The organism is Bradyrhizobium sp. CCBAU 45321 (assembly GCF_028128975.1).
Taxonomy (GTDB): domain Bacteria; phylum Pseudomonadota; class Alphaproteobacteria; order Rhizobiales; family Xanthobacteraceae; genus Bradyrhizobium; species Bradyrhizobium yuanmingense.
In genome coordinates this window covers 161,329-177,067 of record NZ_LFKZ01000124.1, presented here as the reverse complement: position 1 = coordinate 177,067, position 15,739 = coordinate 161,329, and the positions used below count along the sequence as shown (strand labels likewise).

13 protein-coding genes and 1 pseudogene are annotated in these 15,739 nt (G+C 65.1%); 8 read left to right on the top strand and 6 right to left on the bottom strand.

What is annotated here, in order from left to right; translation table 11 throughout:
- Window positions 1-11 precede the first annotated feature (11 nt).
- The 4 genes and pseudogenes from cbbX to ACM43_RS21040 all read left to right on the top strand — a co-directional run bounded on the left by cbbX (window position 12) and on the right by ACM43_RS21040 (window position 2,775).
- The gene (gene cbbX / locus ACM43_RS21055; RefSeq protein ID WP_271542580.1) at window positions 12-944 is read left to right on the top strand and encodes a CbbX protein; all 933 of its coding nucleotides are present in this window, start codon (window positions 12-14) and stop codon (window positions 942-944) included.
- Window positions 941-1,678, top strand: a complete 738-nt coding sequence (gene rpe, locus ACM43_RS21050; RefSeq protein WP_271542578.1) for a ribulose-phosphate 3-epimerase — start codon at window positions 941-943, stop codon at window positions 1,676-1,678. Before cbbX ends, rpe begins: the two co-directional genes overlap by 4 nt.
- A 158-nt stretch (window positions 1,679-1,836) precedes the next feature.
- A pseudogene (locus tag ACM43_RS21045) lies at window positions 1,837-2,394 on the top strand (EAL domain-containing protein); the annotation flags it as partial.
- Window positions 2,395-2,562: 168 nt separating this feature from the next.
- Window positions 2,563-2,775: a hypothetical protein gene (locus ACM43_RS21040; RefSeq protein ID WP_271542576.1), complete on the top strand. Its 213-nt coding sequence runs from the start codon at window positions 2,563-2,565 to the stop codon at window positions 2,773-2,775.
- 18 nt (window positions 2,776-2,793) lie between these two features.
- Here the strand turns inward: ACM43_RS21040 and ACM43_RS21035 are convergent, their stop codons facing one another.
- Window positions 2,794-3,630, bottom strand: a complete 837-nt coding sequence (locus ACM43_RS21035) for a universal stress protein (RefSeq protein ID WP_271542575.1) — start codon at window positions 3,628-3,630, stop codon at window positions 2,794-2,796.
- A 205-nt stretch (window positions 3,631-3,835) separates the two neighbouring features.
- On the opposite strand from ACM43_RS21035, the gene ACM43_RS21030 reads away from it, so the two are divergent.
- Together ACM43_RS21030 and ACM43_RS21025 are read left to right on the top strand one after the other, a co-directional pair.
- Entirely contained in the window at window positions 3,836-5,383 is a 1,548-nt protein-coding gene (locus ACM43_RS21030; protein ID WP_271542573.1) for a Do family serine endopeptidase, read from the top strand.
- A gap of 254 nt (window positions 5,384-5,637) precedes the next feature.
- Window positions 5,638-6,015: a hypothetical protein gene (locus ACM43_RS21025; RefSeq protein WP_157286975.1), complete on the top strand. Its 378-nt coding sequence runs from the start codon at window positions 5,638-5,640 to the stop codon at window positions 6,013-6,015.
- Window positions 6,016-6,021: 6 nt separating this feature from the next.
- On the opposite strand, the gene ACM43_RS21020 is transcribed toward ACM43_RS21025, so the two are convergent.
- Window positions 6,022-6,330 (bottom strand): DUF6496 domain-containing protein, encoded by a 309-nt coding sequence (locus tag ACM43_RS21020; protein ID WP_271542570.1) that lies wholly within the window; start codon window positions 6,328-6,330, stop codon window positions 6,022-6,024.
- Between the two features lie 90 nt (window positions 6,331-6,420).
- Window positions 6,421-6,615 carry a DUF3072 domain-containing protein gene (locus ACM43_RS21015; protein WP_271542569.1) on the bottom strand — a complete coding sequence of 65 codons (195 nt, stop codon included), beginning with the start codon at window positions 6,613-6,615 and terminating at the stop codon, window positions 6,421-6,423.
- A gap of 115 nt (window positions 6,616-6,730) precedes the next feature.
- Here ACM43_RS21015 and ACM43_RS21010 point away from each other — a divergent pair, with 115 nt between their 5' ends.
- The gene (locus ACM43_RS21010; RefSeq protein WP_271542567.1) at window positions 6,731-6,952 is read left to right on the top strand and encodes a hypothetical protein; all 222 of its coding nucleotides are present in this window, start codon (window positions 6,731-6,733) and stop codon (window positions 6,950-6,952) included.
- Window positions 6,953-7,135: 183 nt separating this feature from the next.
- Here ACM43_RS21010 and ACM43_RS21005 read toward each other — a convergent pair whose 3' ends face one another.
- Window positions 7,136-7,393 carry a hypothetical protein gene (locus ACM43_RS21005; RefSeq protein ID WP_271542565.1) on the bottom strand — a complete coding sequence of 86 codons (258 nt, stop codon included), beginning with the start codon at window positions 7,391-7,393 and terminating at the stop codon, window positions 7,136-7,138.
- A 160-nt stretch (window positions 7,394-7,553) separates the two neighbouring features.
- Between ACM43_RS21005 and ACM43_RS21000 the strand changes: the two genes are divergently transcribed.
- A complete protein-coding gene (locus ACM43_RS21000; protein ID WP_271542563.1) occupies window positions 7,554-7,775 on the top strand; it encodes a hypothetical protein in 222 nt (73 codons plus the stop codon).
- On the opposite strand, the gene ACM43_RS20995 is transcribed toward ACM43_RS21000, so the two are convergent.
- Entirely contained in the window at window positions 7,772-9,259 is a 1,488-nt protein-coding gene (locus tag ACM43_RS20995; RefSeq protein ID WP_271542561.1) for an HWE histidine kinase domain-containing protein, read from the bottom strand. The two genes, ACM43_RS21000 and ACM43_RS20995, sit on opposite strands and share 4 nt — an antisense overlap.
- Window positions 9,260-9,272: 13 nt before the next feature.
- Complete coding sequence (locus ACM43_RS20990; protein WP_271542560.1) at window positions 9,273-15,566, bottom strand: HAMP domain-containing protein; 6,294 nt, start codon at window positions 15,564-15,566, stop codon at window positions 9,273-9,275.
- Between the last annotated feature and the right edge of the window lie 173 nt (window positions 15,567-15,739).

The window sequence follows — 15,739 nt, the reverse complement described above, 5'->3', positions numbered from 1 at the left end:
CGAGGGTAGTCATGCTTGATGTCCCCCACGCAACTACGACCGAACACAGCGAGACCCATTTCGATCTCCGCAAAGAGGCTGAAGCGGCCGGGATCACCGAGACGCTGCAACAGCTCGATCGGGAGCTGATCGGGCTCAAGCCGGTCAAGAACCGCGTGCGCCAGATCGCCTCGCTGTTGCTGATCGAGCGCATCCGGCAGCGTGCGGGCCTGGCTTCCGCGCCGCCGACGCTGCACATGTCGTTCACCGGCAATCCTGGAACAGGCAAGACCACCGTCGCTCTGCGCATGGCCAGGATCCTGCACGGCCTCGGCTTCGTGCGTCGCGGGCAGGTGATCTCGGTGACGCGCGACGATCTGGTCGGCCAGTACATCGGCCACACCGCGCCGAAGACCAAGGAGATCCTGAAGAAGGCAATGGGCGGCGTGCTGTTCATCGACGAGGCCTATTACCTGCATCGTCCCGACAACGAACGCGACTATGGTCAGGAATCGATCGAGATCCTGCTCCAGGTGATGGAGAACCAGCGCGAGGACCTCGTCGTGATCCTCGCCGGCTACGGCGAGCGGATGACGAGTTTCTTTGGCTCAAACCCCGGCTTCCGCTCGCGCATCGCCCACCACATCGAATTCCCTGACTACGCGGAGGCCGAGCTGCTCGTCATCGCCGAGCTGATGCTGAAGGAGCGTGGCTATCGCTTCTCGGCTGCGGCGCGAGAGGCGTTCGAGAAGTACATCGCGCTGCGTCGGACCCAGCCGTTCTTCTCCAACGCGCGCTCGATCCGCAACGCCGTCGACCGCATCCGCCTGCGGCAGGCCGATCGGCTGGTGTCCGATCTCAATCGCATGCTCGATGTCGCCGACCTCGAAACCATCGATGCCATGGACGTGCTCGCGAGCCGGGTGTTCAGCGGCGGTGCGGATGCGCGGAGTGCAGTGCCATGACGAAGGAGATCATGATCGCTCCCTCGATCCTCGCCGCGGATTTCGCGCGCCTCGGCGAAGAGGTCGCCGCGATCGACGCCGCTGGGGCCGACTGGATCCATTGCGACGTCATGGACGGACATTTCGTGCCGAACATCAGCTTCGGTGCCGACGTCATCAAGGCGATACGGCCGATGACGAGGAAAGTCTTCGATGTGCATCTGATGATTGCGCCGGCCGATTCCTACCTCGAGACCTTTGCCAAGGCCGGGGCTGATGTGATCACGGTGCATGCGGAAGCCGGCCCGCATCTCGACCGCTCGCTCCAGGCGATCCGAGCGCTCGGCCGCAAGGCTGGCGTCAGCCTTTGTCCGTCGACGCCGGAAGCGGTGATCGAGTATTTGCTCGATCGTATCGATCTCGTGCTGGTGATGACGGTCAATCCGGGTTTTGGCGGCCAATCCTTCATCACATCGCAGATCGACAAGATCAGGCGGATCAGGACCATGATCGGCGAGCGGCCGATCCGGCTGGAGGTCGACGGCGGTATCACGCGCGATAATGCCGCGGCCGTGGCTGCAGCGGGCGCCGACACGCTGGTCGCCGGCTCCGCCGTGTTTCGCGGCAAGGGCGCTGGCGAATATGCCGCTAATATCGCGGCTATTCGAATCGCCGCGGAGATCGGCCGGGCTCCGAGGCTGCAAGATAGTTCCTCGCCCACGAAGCGGGCAGAAGAAAGTGCGCTCATCCGGTAGATTACGGATCAGTTGCGGACCGCTGCTGGGGTCCCAGTGCGCCAAGAGAAGAATCGATGAACGACCGCGCAATGCTAAGCCTCTCAATTTGCGGTTTGGGAACGCTATGAGAGCGCGGATGCAGAACGACGGTAATTGTGGGCATGAAGCCTGCACGCCGCGAGGCGTGCCGCGAGGCGGCATCCTGGCCGCGGCCGTTGCAGGTCGCGGTCAATCTGTCGCCGGTCCAGTTCCAGGTGGGCGATCTCGAGCGCTCGATCCACCAGATTCTGTTGGAGACGGGGCTGACGCCGACGCGGCTCGAGGTCGAGATCACGGAGGGCGTGCTGATCGGCGATTTCACCCGCGCGCTCAACCTGCTGCGGCGGCTGAAGGCGCTCGGCATCCGCATCGCCATGGACGATTTCGGCACCGGCTATTCCTCGCTGTCCTATCTGCAGTCGTTCCCGTTCGACAAGATCAAGATCGACCGCAGTTTCATCTCCAACCTGGAGGCGACGCCGAAATCGGCCGAGATTGTCCGCGCCGTCCTGAGCCTGGCGCACGCGCTGAAGATCCCGGTCATTGCCGAGGGAGTGGAGACGGAAGCCCAGCGTGCTTTCCTGGCGCGCGAGGCCTGCGAGGAGATGCAAGGCTATCTCGTCGGCCGGCCTGATCTGATCGAACGCTATCTCGACTTGGTCGGCGTCGCCGTGGAGCGCCGCCTCTCCGCCTAGCGTTGGGCACACAGTTCCAAACCGACGTTTGGAACTAAAATCCTTACCGGCACTTCTCGAAAATCAACTTGGTTCAGGCGCGTTGTGTGCGCAGCAAATGTTTTGCATAAACGCCATCGGCCTGACGCAAATCAGGGCAATAAGCCCGTGAACGCGAGGGAGGGTCTCATGGAGAACGTACGTCGCTACCGGGCGCTGGCGTCCCTCTGCCGTCAGCAGGCGGCCTACCGGCCGCTCCAGAACTGGGAACTCCTCGGCCAGGCCGAACATTTCGAACATCTCGCCGAAATCGAGCTCAAGGCGCATTTCGACGCGTGCAATGTGCATCGCGAGAAGGACGCCGCCGCGTCGGCGCCGTGGGAGGCTCCCGTCGCGGCGTGACGGCGCCAAGGCGGCTCATCAATGCGACATCAGCGTCGAGACCGTCATGGCTTCCAGCATGGCGCGGGTGACACCCCCGAGAACGCGTTCCTGCAACCGCGAATGGCCGTAGCCGCCCATCACCAGGAGATCGAGACTCTCGTCGGCCGCCAGCGACAGAATGATCGGCTGAATGTCGGCGCGCGTGGCGGTCAGGCTGACCGTGCGGGTGGACAATCCGCGCCGGCCGAGATGTCTGGCCAAGCCGCTCGCTGAAGCTTCGCCGGAGACGTCGTCGGTCTCGTTGACGGTGATGATCACGATCTCTTCGGCGCGCGCCAGGAACGGAGCTGCGTCGCGCATGGCGCGGGCGGCAACGCGACTGCCGTCCCAGCAGATGCCGATCCGCTTCGCCTTGAAGGCTCCCCGGAAGGTGTAGGGCAGGAACAGCACCGGGCCGCCCGCCCGGAACAGGATCTCGCTCGGCACGTCGTTGTCGAACGAGCCCTGCGCCGGATCGGGCTGGAGCACCACGTTGAGATCGTGCAGCCGTGCCATCTCGCCGAGCGAGCCGGCGGCATCCGCGGGGATCGCGCCGAGTGCGTGGCAGGTATAGGAGATGCCGGCGTTCGCCGCCTCGCTCTTGAATACCGCGAGCGCCGCCTCGGCCCGCTCCACGGCGCGCTCGCGCTCCAGCTCGAACACGGCCGCCACCGCCGCGCCGCCTTCCATGACGTAAGCTGTACTGGTGGCGACATAGCCGACCGCGACCGCGTCGAGATGCGCGTTGAGCTTCGCCGCGAGCGAGACCGAGCCCTCGATCGCGGGACGCATGGGACGTTCGGTGGGAATGTGGACGAGAATGTCTTTGTACATGGCGCGCCTCCGCTGAGCATCATCCGATGGTCGCAGTTTCTCCCTGCGCGAAGGCGACGCGTTGAGCTGTATCAAACGTCCGGATTGCCTGCTGCGCCCGCTCATCCATTCTTTGCCGAGATTTAATCGGACGGACGGGACGTCGTAAGGTGGCAGCGACCATGTTGAGGGCAAGGCGACACCTGCTCAACATGGACATTTCGACATGAACGATCGCGTCAATTCCGACATCAACACTTCTCGCAAGATCTTGCGGCCGCGGCGGCTCGCGCTGCTCGGCACCGTGGCCGCGCTGGGCGTGGCCGCCCTGGCCGTTGCGCCAGGCGCCACGCCGTACGGCATCAACTCCTTGATTGCGCCGGCTCAGGCGGCCGAAGCTGCCGCGACGCCGCCCGGCTTCGGCGATCTCGTCAGCAGGGTCAAACCCGCTGTGATCTCGGTGCGGGTCAAAATCGATCAGGACAACGACAAGAGCGCGATGCTGCAGCAGAACCGGATGGATTCGGACGAGGACACGCCGTTCGACCAGTTCTCGCGACAGTTCGGTTTCCGCTTTCCGGGCGGCGCGAACGGCATGCCACGCCAGCGCCACCAGATGATCACGGGCGAAGGCTCCGGCTTTTTCATCTCCGCCGACGGCTATGCCGTGACCAACAATCACGTCGTCGATCGCGCCGAGTCCGTGCAGGTGACGATGGACGACGGCACGACCTACACCGCGAAAGTGGTCGGCACCGATCCGAAGACCGATCTCGCGCTGATCAAGGTCGACGGCAAGAAGGACTTTCCGTTCGTCAAATTCTCCGACCAGAAGCCGCGCATCGGCGACTGGGTGGTCGCGGTCGGCAATCCCTTCGGTCTTGGCGGCACCGTGACCGCCGGCATCGTCTCGGCCAGCGGCCGCGACATCGGCAACGGTCCCTATGACGACTTCATCCAGATCGACGCGCCGATCAACAAGGGTAATTCCGGCGGCCCGGCCTTCGACATGAACGGCAACGTGATCGGCGTGAACACTGCGATCTTCTCGCCCTCGGGCGGCTCGGTCGGCATCGGCTTCGATATCCCGGCTTCGACCGCCAAGCTCGTCGTCACGCAATTGAAGGACAAGGGCGCGGTCACCCGGGGCTGGCTCGGCGTGCAGGTGCAGCCGGTGACGTCGGATATTGCCGACAGCCTCGGGCTCAAGGAGGCGCGCGGCGCGATCGTCGACAATCCGCAGGATGGCAGCCCGGCGGCGAAGGCCGGCATCCAGGCGGGCGATGTCATCACCGCCGTCAACGGCACCACGATCAAGGACTCCCGCGACCTCGCCCGCACCATCGCCGGCTTGGCGCCGGGCACGTCCGTGAAGCTCGATGTCTTCCGCAAGGGCGACAGCAAGACGATGACCCTGGTGCTCGGCGAACTGCCGAATGAGCGCCAGGCTAAAGGCAATGGCAATGCCGACGAGGGCAGGGGACAGTCGGGTGCCGGCACGCCGCGCCTCGGCCTCAGCCTGGCGCCCGCAGGTGACGTCCAGGGCGCAGGCCAGAACGGCGTCGTCGTCACCGAGGTTGATCCGCAAGGCCCGGCCGCGCAACGGGGCATCCGGACCGGCGACGTCATCCTCAATGTCGGCGGCAAGGCTGTCAGCAATGTCGGCGAGGTCCGCTCCGAGCTGGCGCAGGCCAAATCATCGGGCAAGCGCAGCGTGCTGCTTCAGGTCAGAAGCGCGGAGGCCACCCGCTTCGTTGCGGTGCCACTCGCATAGCGCGAACTCGACCCTCACAAATCCAGGAAGGCGGCCTTCGGGCCGCCTTTTGCACACACGTCACGTCCGCACCAGGCCGGTCACATTCTCGTTAACGGCAGGGATGATGACCTGGTGCGTCCGAAAAAGCCGTGTTCGCTGATCACACTCGCAAGACACCTCAGTGCTCTGCGGCAACGCCGCCGCCGACCGGGGTCGCAAGCGTGGAACTTCGAGCCTCCCGGCGCTTTGTGGAACTCGCCGGTGGTTCACAAATGATCGGTGCCGACATGGATCGATTGAAGCTCTCGCTCAGGAGCGCGCTGCTGGTGGCGCCATTGGTGCTCGCAGGTGGAAACGCGCTCGGGCGCGACGACGGCCGCTACGCGAATTCCCCTCTCAAGCCATGGTTCGACAATTTGCGCAGCCATCTCGGTCCGTGCTGCTCGGATGCCGACGGTTTCGCCCTCGCCGATCTCGACTGGGAGTCGCACAACGGGCGCTACCGTGTCCGCATCGACGGGCAGTGGATCGACGTGCCGGACGAGGCCGTCATCACCGAGCCGAACCGCGCCGGCCGCACCATGGTGTGGCCGGTCAAGACTGCGTTCGGGATTTCGATCCGCTGCTTTATGCCGGGGAGCATGATCTGAGACCGGTCAGCGCGACCGCTTGGATGATTTGCGCTTCGATGATTTCTTGTTGGATGATTTCTTGGACGACGTCCTCGACGATTTCTTGGACGTCGTCTTGGCGCTCTTGCGCTTTGAAGCCTTCTTCGGGACCTTCTTGCCCTTCTTGCGTGCCTTCGACAGTCCGATCGCGATGGCCTGCTTGCGGTTCTTGACGCGGCCGCCGCGCCCGCCACGGCCGCTCTTCGCGGTGCCCTTCTTGTAGCGCCGCATCTCGGTGGCGACATCGCTGCCCGAGCTGCGTGAGTAGCGGCGCTTTTTTGCCTTGCGTGCCATGCATATTCTCCCTCGGCGGGGAGAACCATTCTGCACAGCCATGGTTCCGGGAGCGTGGAACGGCGCAGGCCTAAAGCGCGATGCGATGCTCTAGAAGGAGTTTGCCAGCTCGATCTCCGCTTCCAGCACCCGGATGCGCCGGGCGGCCTCGCTGAAGGACAGATCCCGCGCATATTGGCCGGGCTGGTAGGCCTCTTCGCTGAGCCGCTTCAGCTTGAGGCCCTGCGCCCGCGTCATCTGCTCGCCCAGGAAAAATCTGGCGTCGTATTTACCTTGAACCTGCATTTGGCTTCTCCGTCCTGAAATCGTGACTTGACTATATGTTCTTATTTTGTTCTAACAAGGCATGGACAACAGAATTAATGAAATTCGACGTAAAATCAGAGCCTTGAGGCTCGAGATGGCCGACGTCGAGGCGTCGGTGCGCGACCTCGTCGAGCGCGACCGCGACTGCACGGAAAGGGCCCTGGCGCAGATGGACCTGCGCCGGAGGATCAACCTCCTGATTGCCGAATGGAAGGCGGCCGGCGGCAGCGACGTTCTGCCTGACGTCCGCAACCGCGTGCGCCTTCGTCCCGTGAAGACTGCCGGCAATCCCGCGCGCGCACCCGAGCGCCGCTGAGATGGTTGGCCCCGGATCCTGAAGGCCGAGTGCCACCAAAGGCAGAGGACAAAGGACCCCCCGCAATGGCGGGCCCCTTACGTCTTCATGCGGCAGGAACTCCCTGGGTTAAAATGACGCGGGTAGCAAAACCGCGCGCTCAACAGGAGTTCCCAGCGAGCTGTTCCGATGCGTCATGACACTTCAAGTTTGCTTGTCCTCGGCCAGGATGAACACGGCGCCGGTAAGCGTCGCGCCAATCGCGAAGGTCGTCACCAAGGTAAGGGCGAAGACCATCGTGGCCTGGCTTCCGCCGTTGTTCAGCAGGTTGGCGACGGCTGGATTGGACAGGACCAGGGCGAGGCTGAAGGTGAGGCCGAGCGCGGCGCCCATCATTGCATGCGTCATCAGCTTGATCAGGCCGCTGGCAGAGACCAGCTCGGACGGCTTCTTGGTGCGCATGGGCGGGCATCCCGAACTGCCACGCCAACGCGCTCGTGATTTCCCGGTTCCGTTCCACTGAGGGAATCGTCATCGCCCGCTTCATCCGGCGTTCATGCCGGGCTTGCCAAGATGGACGCCAGCAAAACGGGGAACATCGGGCATAACGGGGAACATCGATATGGGTAAGGTCGTCTTTCTTTACCGCTCGCTGGCCTATCGCAATGCAGCCGCGGACATCCTGCGCAAGGCGCGCAAGCTTCCACTTGGCGCGGAGCGGAGCGCGGCTCGCCGCTACGCGAGGGCGCTGCGCGATCTCGCCCGAACGGAAGCCTGGCTCGAAGGGCGCGTCGCGCGCGATCCACGCACGGCTCAGCGCATGAGCAGCGCAGCGTCCGGCTAACCGGATGCGCGTTGCAATTCGGCAGACCCGGCGGTGTCGAACTTGCCAGGTGCAGCCGTCGCCGTCTTGCGTGTCAACGGCACCTCCAGGCGGCACAACAGGCCCTCGGCGCGCCAATCGAATCGCGCCTGTCCGCCAAGCTGGGACTCGATGCTCGCAAGCAGGCTTCGCGTGCCGAAGCCGCGCGATTTCGGGGTCTTGACCAGGGGACCGCCGGATTCCTCCCAGCTCAGCGTGAGCAGTTCCTCGTCGACCTGCCAATCGATCGCGAGCCGCCCGGATCGCGTGGATAGCGCGCCGTACTTGGCCGAGTTGGTGAAGAGCTCGTGCAATGCGAGCGCCAGCGTCTGGGCCGTCGCCGGCAGCAGCTGAACTTCGGGCCCCGCCAATTTGATCTGGTCGCCGAGCGAATAGGGCGCAAGCTCCTCGTCGATCAGTCTGGAGAGCTCGGCGCCTTGCCAGCTCGACAGCGACAGGATGGTGTGCACGCGCGCCAGCGCATTGATACGCCCCTCGACGGCGTTGACATAGGCCTTGACCTCGTCGGCCCGGGTGAGGCGCACGATCGACTGCGCCAGCGCCAGCGCGTTCTTCGCGCGATGATCGACCTCCCGCGCCAGCAGGTTCTGCCGCTCCTCGGCGCGCTTGCGCTCGGTGATGTCGACGGTCACGCCGCTGACGCGCACCACGCGCCCGCTCTCGTCCGTGGTCGCGGCCGCCGTGCCGACGCACCAGCGTACCTCGCCGTCGGGCCGCAGGATGCGGAACTCCGTCTCGTAGGCGCGCGTACCCTTGTTGAACTCGGCGATCGCCTTGCGCAACTGATCGACGTCGTCGGGATGCAGCAGGGCCTGAACGCTGGCCGGAGTGACCTCGAAATCATCGGGGCTGACGCCGAAGATGCGGTATTGCCCCTCGTCCCACATCCAATCGCCGCTGATCCAGTCCCAGTCCCATGACCCCATCTTGCCGGCCGCGATCGCCATGCTGCGCCGCTGCTCGCTCTCGCGCAGCTTCGCGGTGGACGCCTCCAGTTCCGCGGTGCGTGCGCGGACGCGGTCCTCGAGCTCGTGGTTCAGCCGTTCGAGCTCGCGCGTCTTGCGGTAGAGCTCGGCAAACACCTTGATCTTGGCGCGCAGCACCTCCGGCACGACCGGCACCGGCACGTAATCGACCGCGCCCATCTCGTAGCCTCGCAGCCGGTCGATGTCGCTGACCTGGATGGCCGAGATGAAGATCATCGCGGTCTTCTGAAAGCGCGGATGCTCGCGGATCATCGCGGCGAGCTCGAAGCCGTCGAGCTCGGGCATGCAGACGTCGACCAGGATCACTGCGATCTCGGTCTTGAGCAGCACCTCCAGCGCTTCGCGGCCCGAGGAGGCGATCACGAGGTTCTCGCCGAGGTCCTTCAGGATCACCTCGTAGGCGAGGAGCTTGGCCGGCTGATCGTCGACGAGCAGGATGTTGACCTTTTCCTGGTCCATGCGCGGGTCCAACTCAGCGATGCAGCCACATGCGGATCGCAAGCAGCAATTGGTCGGTGTTGACCGGCTTGGCGAGGTAGTCAGACGCGCCGGCTTCGAGGCACTTCTCGCGGTCGCCCTTCATCGCCTTGGCGGTCAACGCGATGATCGGCAGACGGGCGAAGGCCGGGTTCTCGCGGATCACGCCGATGGTCTGATAGCCATCCATCTGCGGCATCATGATGTCCATCAGCACGATCGCGATCTCCGGATTGGATTCGACCAGCGTCACCGCCTCACTGCCGGTCGTGGCCGTCAGCACCTTCATGCCGCGTCGTTCCAGCACGCTTGAGAGCGCGAAGATATTGCGGGCATCGTCGTCGACGAGCAGGGCGGTCTTGCCGATCAGGTCCTCGTCGGAACTGTTCAGCTTCTCCAGCATGCGCTGCTTCTCGATCGGCAGCTCCGTGATCACGCGGTGCAGGAACAACGCGGTCTCGTCGAGCAGGCGCTCGGGCGATTCCACGCCCTTGACCACGATGCTGCGTGCCATGGTGTGAAGCTCGGCATCCTCCTCGGCGGAAAGCTCGCGGCCGGTGAACACCACGACGGGGATGTTCGACAGCGCCTCGTCGTTGCGGATCTGATCGAGCACCTCGAAGCCGCTCATGTCGGGCAGCCTAAGGTCGAGCACCACGCAATCGCAGGGTTGCTCGCGCAACGTCGTGAGCGCGCCGGCCCCGGTATCCGTGGCCAGGATCTCGATGTCGTCGTGGTGCAGCAGCTCGCGGATCGAGAGCCGCTCGGCCTCGTTGTCCTCGACGATCAAGAGCCGCTTGCGCCGCGGCCGCGCATATTCCTTGATCTGCGTCAGCGCGGCCGAGACGCCCTCGGTCGTCGTCGGCTTGTTGACGAAGGAGAAGGCGCCGCGCGCCAGCGCATGCTGGCGGTCCTCGTCGAGCGTGATGATCTGGACCGGGATGTGGCGGGTGAGCGGATTGTGCTTGAGCTGGCTCAACACGGTCCAGCCCAGCATGTCGGGCAGGAACACGTCGAGGGAGACGGCCGTCGGCTGGTATTGCTTGGCGAGCTCGAGGGCCTCGGCGCCGCGCGCGGCGACCAGGACCTTGAAGCCCTTGTCGCGGGCCAGATCGACCAGCACGCGGGCATAATGCGGGTCGTCCTCGACGATCAGGAGAATGGTGTCGCCGGGCTCGAGGTTGAGGCGGTCGTCGGGCAGCTGCTCGATAACGCGCTGCTGGTCGGGCGCAGCAGGCTGCAGCGCCGGCGGCTGGCCGTATTGCTGTGACGCCGGCGCCCGCGGCGCGAGGGTCGGGCCGGAATATTTCAAGGGCAGATAGAGCGTGAAGGTCGAGCCCTTGCCCGGCGCGCTGCGCAGGTGGATCTCGCCGCCGAGCAGGCTGGCAAGCTCGCGGCTGATCGCAAGGCCGAGGCCGGTGCCGCCATATTTGCGGCTCGTGCCGGCATCGGCCTGCTGGAACGCCTCGAAGATCAGCTTCTGCTTCTCCAGGGGAATGCCGATGCCGGTGTCGGACACTTCGAAGGCGATCACGGCCGGCGCCGAGTTCAGCACCGGATGATCCGTCCCCCAGCCGCCGATTGCGCCGGCGACCTTCAGGCGCACTTCGCCGTCGGCGGTGAACTTGAAGGCGTTGGAGAGCAGATTCTTCAGAACCTGTTGCAGCCGCTTGGAGTCGGTCACAATGCTGCGCGGCAGGTTCGGATCGACGTCGATCTTGAACGACAGATTGCGGTTGTCCGCCTCGTGCCGGAACGGCCGGCCGACGGTCTCGAGCAGGTTCGCGGTCAGGATTTCCTCGGCGTCGACCGTCACGGTGCCGGACTCGATCTTGGAGAGATCGAGAATGTCGCTGATGAGGTTGAGCAGGTCGGTGCCGGCACCATGGATGGTGCGGGCGAACTCGACCTGCTTGGCCGAGAGGTTGCCATCGGGGTTGTCGCTGAGCTGCTGTCCGAGGATCAGGATCGAGTTCAGCGGCGTACGCAGCTCGTGGCTCATATTGGCGAGGAACTCGGACTTGTACTTCGACGTCAGCGCGAGCTCGGTCGCCTTCTCCTCGAGCGCGCGGCGGGCCTGCTCGATCTCCTGGTTCTTGCGCTCGACCTCGACGTTGCGTTCGGCGAGCTGCTGCGCCTTCTGCTCGAGCTGGTCGTTGGTCTGCTGCAATTCGCGTTGCTGGGTCTGCAGCTCGCCGGCGAGCTGCTGCGACTGCTTGAGCAGGCCTTCGGTCTGCATCGTGGCCTCGATCGAATTGAGCACGATGCCGATGGAGTCGGTGAGCTGCTCCAGGAACGTCATCTGCGACGTCGTGAAGGAGATGAGCGAGGCGAGCTCGATCACGGCCTTGACCTGGCCCTCGAACAGCACCGGCAGCACGACGAGGTTTTTCGGCGCGACGCGAAACAGCGCCGAGTTGATCGGCACCACGTCCGACGGAATGTCGGAGACGACGCGCGGCCGCTTGTCGAAGGCGCATTGGCCGATCAGGCCTTCGCCGAACTGCAGCACCGGCTGATAGGGGTAGACGCCGTCGCTGGCGTAGGAGGCGAGCAGCAGGAGCTGGGGATCGTTCTCGTTCTCGACCTGGTAGATCACGCCGGTGTGGGCGTTCACCAGCGGCGACAATTCGGTGAGCAGCAGGCGGCCGACGGTGGTGAGGTCGCGCTGGCCCTGGAGCATGTTGGTGAACTTGGCGAGGTTGGTCTTCAGCCAGTCCTGCTCGGTGTTCAGCTCCGTCGTGAGACGGAGGTTGGTGATCATCGTGTTGATGTTGTCCTTCAGCTCCGCCACTTCGCCGCGGGCGTCGACCTGGATCGACCGCGTCAGGTCGCCCTTGGTCACGGCGGTCGCGACTTCCGCGATCGCGCGCACCTGCGAGGTCAGGTTGGCCGCGAGCAGGTTGACGTTGCCGGTGAGATCCTTCCAGGTGCCGGCAGCGCCGGGCACGTTGGCCTGACCGCCGAGCCGGCCTTCGACGCCGACCTCGCGCGCCACCGAGGTCACCTGATCGGCGAAGGTCGCGAGCGTCTCGGTCATGTTGTTGATGGTGTCGGCGAGCGCCGCGACTTCGCCCTTCGATTTCACCGTGAGGTTCTGCTTCAGATCGCCGTTGGCGACCGCGGTCACCACCTTGACGATGCCGCGCACCTGCTCGGTCAGGTTCGCCGCCATGAAGTTGACGGTGTCGGTGAGGTCCTTCCACGTGCCGGCGACGCCGGGCACCTGGGCCTGGCCGCCGAGCTTTCCTTCCGTGCCGACCTCGCGCGCGACGCGCGTCACTTCGCCGGCGAATGCGTTGAGCTGGTCCACCATGGTGTTGATGGTGTTCTTCAGCTCCAGGATTTCGCCCTTCACATCCACAGTGATCTTGCGCGAGAGGTCGCCGCGCGCCACCGCGGTCGTCACCTCGGCGATGTTGCGGACCTGGGTGGTGAGGTTCGCAGCCAAGAGGTTGACGTTGTCCGTGAGATCCTTCCAGGTGCCGCCGACGCCGGGCACCACGGCCTGACCGCCGAGCCGTCCCTCGGTGCCGACCTCGCGCGCCACGCGCGTGACTTCGGCGGCGAAGGAGCGGAGCTGCTCGACCATGGTGTTCAGCGTGTCCTTCAGGAGAAGGATCTCGCCGCGTACGTCCACCGTGATCTTCTTCGACAGGTCGCCGCCGGCGATGGCGGTTGCGACCTCGGCGATGTTGCGGACCTGCGCCGTCAGGTTGGAGGCCATGAAGTTGACGTTGTCGGTGAGGTCCTTCCAGGTGCCGGCGACGCCGGGCACCTCGGCCTGGCCGCCGAGCTTGCCTTCGGTGCCGACCTCGCGCGCCACGCGCGTGACTTCGCCGGCAAAGCCGTTGAGCTGGTCCACCATGGTGTTGATGGTGTTCTTCAGCTCGAGGATTTCGCCCTTCACGTCGACGGTGATCTTGCGCGAGAGGTCGCCGCGCGCCACCGCGGTCGTCACCTCGGCGATGTTGCGGACCTGGGCGGTGAGGTTACCCGCCATCGAGTTGACGGAGTCCGTCAAGTCCTTCCAGGTGCCGGCGACGCCGGGCACGTTGGCCTGACCGCCGAGGCGGCCTTCGGTGCCGACCTCGCGCGCCACGCGCGTCACCTCGCCCGCGAAGCGGTTGAGCTGGTCGACCATCGTGTTCAGCGTGTCCTTGAGCTGAAGGATCTCGCCGCGCACGTCCACGGTGATCTTGCGCGACAGGTCGCCGCCGGCGATGGCGGTGGCAACTTCCGCGATGTTGCGGACCTGGGCGGTGAGGTTGCCCGCCATCGAGTTCACGGAGTCGGTCAGGTCCTTCCAGGTGCCGGCGACGCCGGGCACGTCGGCCTGGCCGCCGAGCTTGCCGTCGGTGCCGACCTCGCGCGCCACGCGCGTGACTTCGCCGGCGAAGGCGTTGAGCTGGTCGACCATGGTGTTGAGCGTTTCCTTCAGCTGAAGGATCTCGCCCGAGACGTTCACCGTGATCTTCTTGGACAAGTCGCCCTTCGCCACCGCGGTTGCGACCTCGGCGATGTTGCGGACCTGGCCGGTGAGGTTCGAGGCCATCGAGTTGACGCTGTCGGTGAGGTCCTTCCACGTGCCGCCGACGCCGCGCACCACCGCCTGACCGCCAAGCTTGCCTTCGGTGCCGACCTCGCGCGCCACGCGCGTGACTTCGCCGGCGAAGGCGTTGAGCTGGTCCACCATCGTGTTGATGGTGTCCTTCAACTCGAGGATCTCGCCGCGCACGTCCACGGTGATCTTCTTCGAGAGGTCGCCGCCGGCGACTGCGGTGGTCACCTCGGCGATGTTGCGGACCTGCGCGGTCAGGTTCGAGGCCATCGAGTTGACGCTCTCGGTGAGGTCCTTCCAGGTGCCGGCGACGCCGAGCACGTTGGCCTGGCCGCCGAGCCGGCCCTCGGTGCCGACCTCGCGGGCGACGCGCGTGACTTCGCCGGCGAAGGCGTTGAGCTGGTCGACCATGGTGTTGAGCGTCTCCTTCAGCTGAAGGATCTCGCCCGAGACGTTCACCGTGATCTTCTTCGACAAGTCGCCGCTGGCGATGGCGGTCGCGACGTCGGCGATGTTGCGGACCTGCGCGGTCAGGTTGGAGGCCATGAAGTTGACGTTGTCGGTGAGGTCCTTCCAGGTGCCGGCGACGCCGGGCACCTGGGCCTGGCCGCCGAGCTTGCCCTCGGTGCCGACCTCGCGCGCCACGCGCGTGACTTCCGAGGCGAACGAGTTGAGCTGGTCCACCATGGTGTTGATGGTGTCCTTCAGCTCCAGGATCTCGCCGCGCACGTCCACGGTGATCTTGCGCGAGAGGTCGCCGCGCGCCACGGCGGTGGTGACGTTGGCGATGTTGCGGACCTGTGCGGTCAGGTTGCCGCACATCGCGTTGACGGAGTCGGTCAGGTCTTTCCAGGTGCCGGCGACGCCGGGCACGATGGCCTGGCCGCCCAGCTTGCCGTCGGTGCCGACCTCGCGCGCCACGCGCGTCACTTCGGAGGCGAAGGAGCGCAGCTGGTCCACCATCGTATTGATGGCTTCCTTGAGCTGGAGGATCTCGCCGCGGACGTCGACCGTGATCTTCTTGGAGAGGTCGCCGTTGGCGACCGCGATCGTCACCTCGGCGATGTTGCGAACCTGGTTGGTCAGGTTGTTCGCCATCGAGTTGACGCTCTCGGTGAGGTCCTTCCAGACGCCGGTCACCTCCGGCACCTGGGCCTGGCCGCCGAGCTTGCCTTCGGTGCCGACCTCGCGCGCCACGCGCGTCACCTCCGAGGTGAACACGCCGAGCTGCTTGATCATGGTGTTGACGATCGTCGCCGACTGCAAGAACTCGCCGCGGAGCGGACGGCCGTCGACGTCGAGCTTGACGGTCTGCAGCAGGTCGCCTTGGGCGACAGCGGCAACCGCGCGTGTCACCTCGCGCGTCGGCCACAACAAGTCGTCGATCAGCGTGTTGACCGAACCTTCCATGTCGGCCCAGGAGCCCGACGCAAGGCCGAATTTCACGCGCTGGCGGGTCTTGCCTTCGCGTCCCACCACCTGGCCCACCAGCTCGAGCTGCTGCGCCATGCGCTGGTTGGCGGCGATAATTTCGTTAAAAGTGTCGGCGATCTTGCCGTCGATACCGAGATAGTCGCCGCTCATGCGCACCGAAAAGTCACCGCTGCGCATCGCCTGGAGGGCGAGCAGCAGTTCCGCTCGGGAATCTGACTCGGAGGTACCGTTGATTTTTGGCTTTGGGACGCGACGACCGGAGCGTGATGCAGTTCCGGAATCGAGGTCGCTCATACTGTTTCCCCCGCAGGCGTCGGCCGAATCTGAGGCAAGACGCGTTCGACGAAATAAGAGCGTCAGCCAAATTCGAAATCAAGCGCCAACGTACGGCGCAAGGAAATGGAACCCGCTTTGCTCAGCCCGACCGAGTTAACGACGGACCGGCCGGTTTGTTCCACACCCCCTCG

Coding starts and splice junctions, on each gene's coding strand:
- cbbX (WP_271542580.1), top strand. CDS start 12: ATGCTTGATGTCCCCCACGCAACTACGACCGAACACAGCGAGACCCAT.
- rpe (WP_271542578.1), top strand. CDS start 941: ATGACGAAGGAGATCATGATCGCTCCCTCGATCCTCGCCGCGGATTTC.
- ACM43_RS21040 (WP_271542576.1), top strand. CDS start 2,563: ATGGAGAACGTACGTCGCTACCGGGCGCTGGCGTCCCTCTGCCGTCAG.
- ACM43_RS21035 (WP_271542575.1), bottom strand. CDS start 3,630: ATGTACAAAGACATTCTCGTCCACATTCCCACCGAACGTCCCATGCGT.
- ACM43_RS21030 (WP_271542573.1), top strand. CDS start 3,836: ATGAACGATCGCGTCAATTCCGACATCAACACTTCTCGCAAGATCTTG.
- ACM43_RS21025 (WP_157286975.1), top strand. CDS start 5,638: ATGATCGGTGCCGACATGGATCGATTGAAGCTCTCGCTCAGGAGCGCG.
- ACM43_RS21020 (WP_271542570.1), bottom strand. CDS start 6,330: ATGGCACGCAAGGCAAAAAAGCGCCGCTACTCACGCAGCTCGGGCAGC.
- ACM43_RS21015 (WP_271542569.1), bottom strand. CDS start 6,615: ATGCAGGTTCAAGGTAAATACGACGCCAGATTTTTCCTGGGCGAGCAG.
- ACM43_RS21010 (WP_271542567.1), top strand. CDS start 6,731: ATGGCCGACGTCGAGGCGTCGGTGCGCGACCTCGTCGAGCGCGACCGC.
- ACM43_RS21005 (WP_271542565.1), bottom strand. CDS start 7,393: ATGCGCACCAAGAAGCCGTCCGAGCTGGTCTCTGCCAGCGGCCTGATC.
- ACM43_RS21000 (WP_271542563.1), top strand. CDS start 7,554: ATGGGTAAGGTCGTCTTTCTTTACCGCTCGCTGGCCTATCGCAATGCA.
- ACM43_RS20995 (WP_271542561.1), bottom strand. CDS start 9,259: ATGGACCAGGAAAAGGTCAACATCCTGCTCGTCGACGATCAGCCGGCC.
- ACM43_RS20990 (WP_271542560.1), bottom strand. CDS start 15,566: ATGAGCGACCTCGATTCCGGAACTGCATCACGCTCCGGTCGTCGCGTC.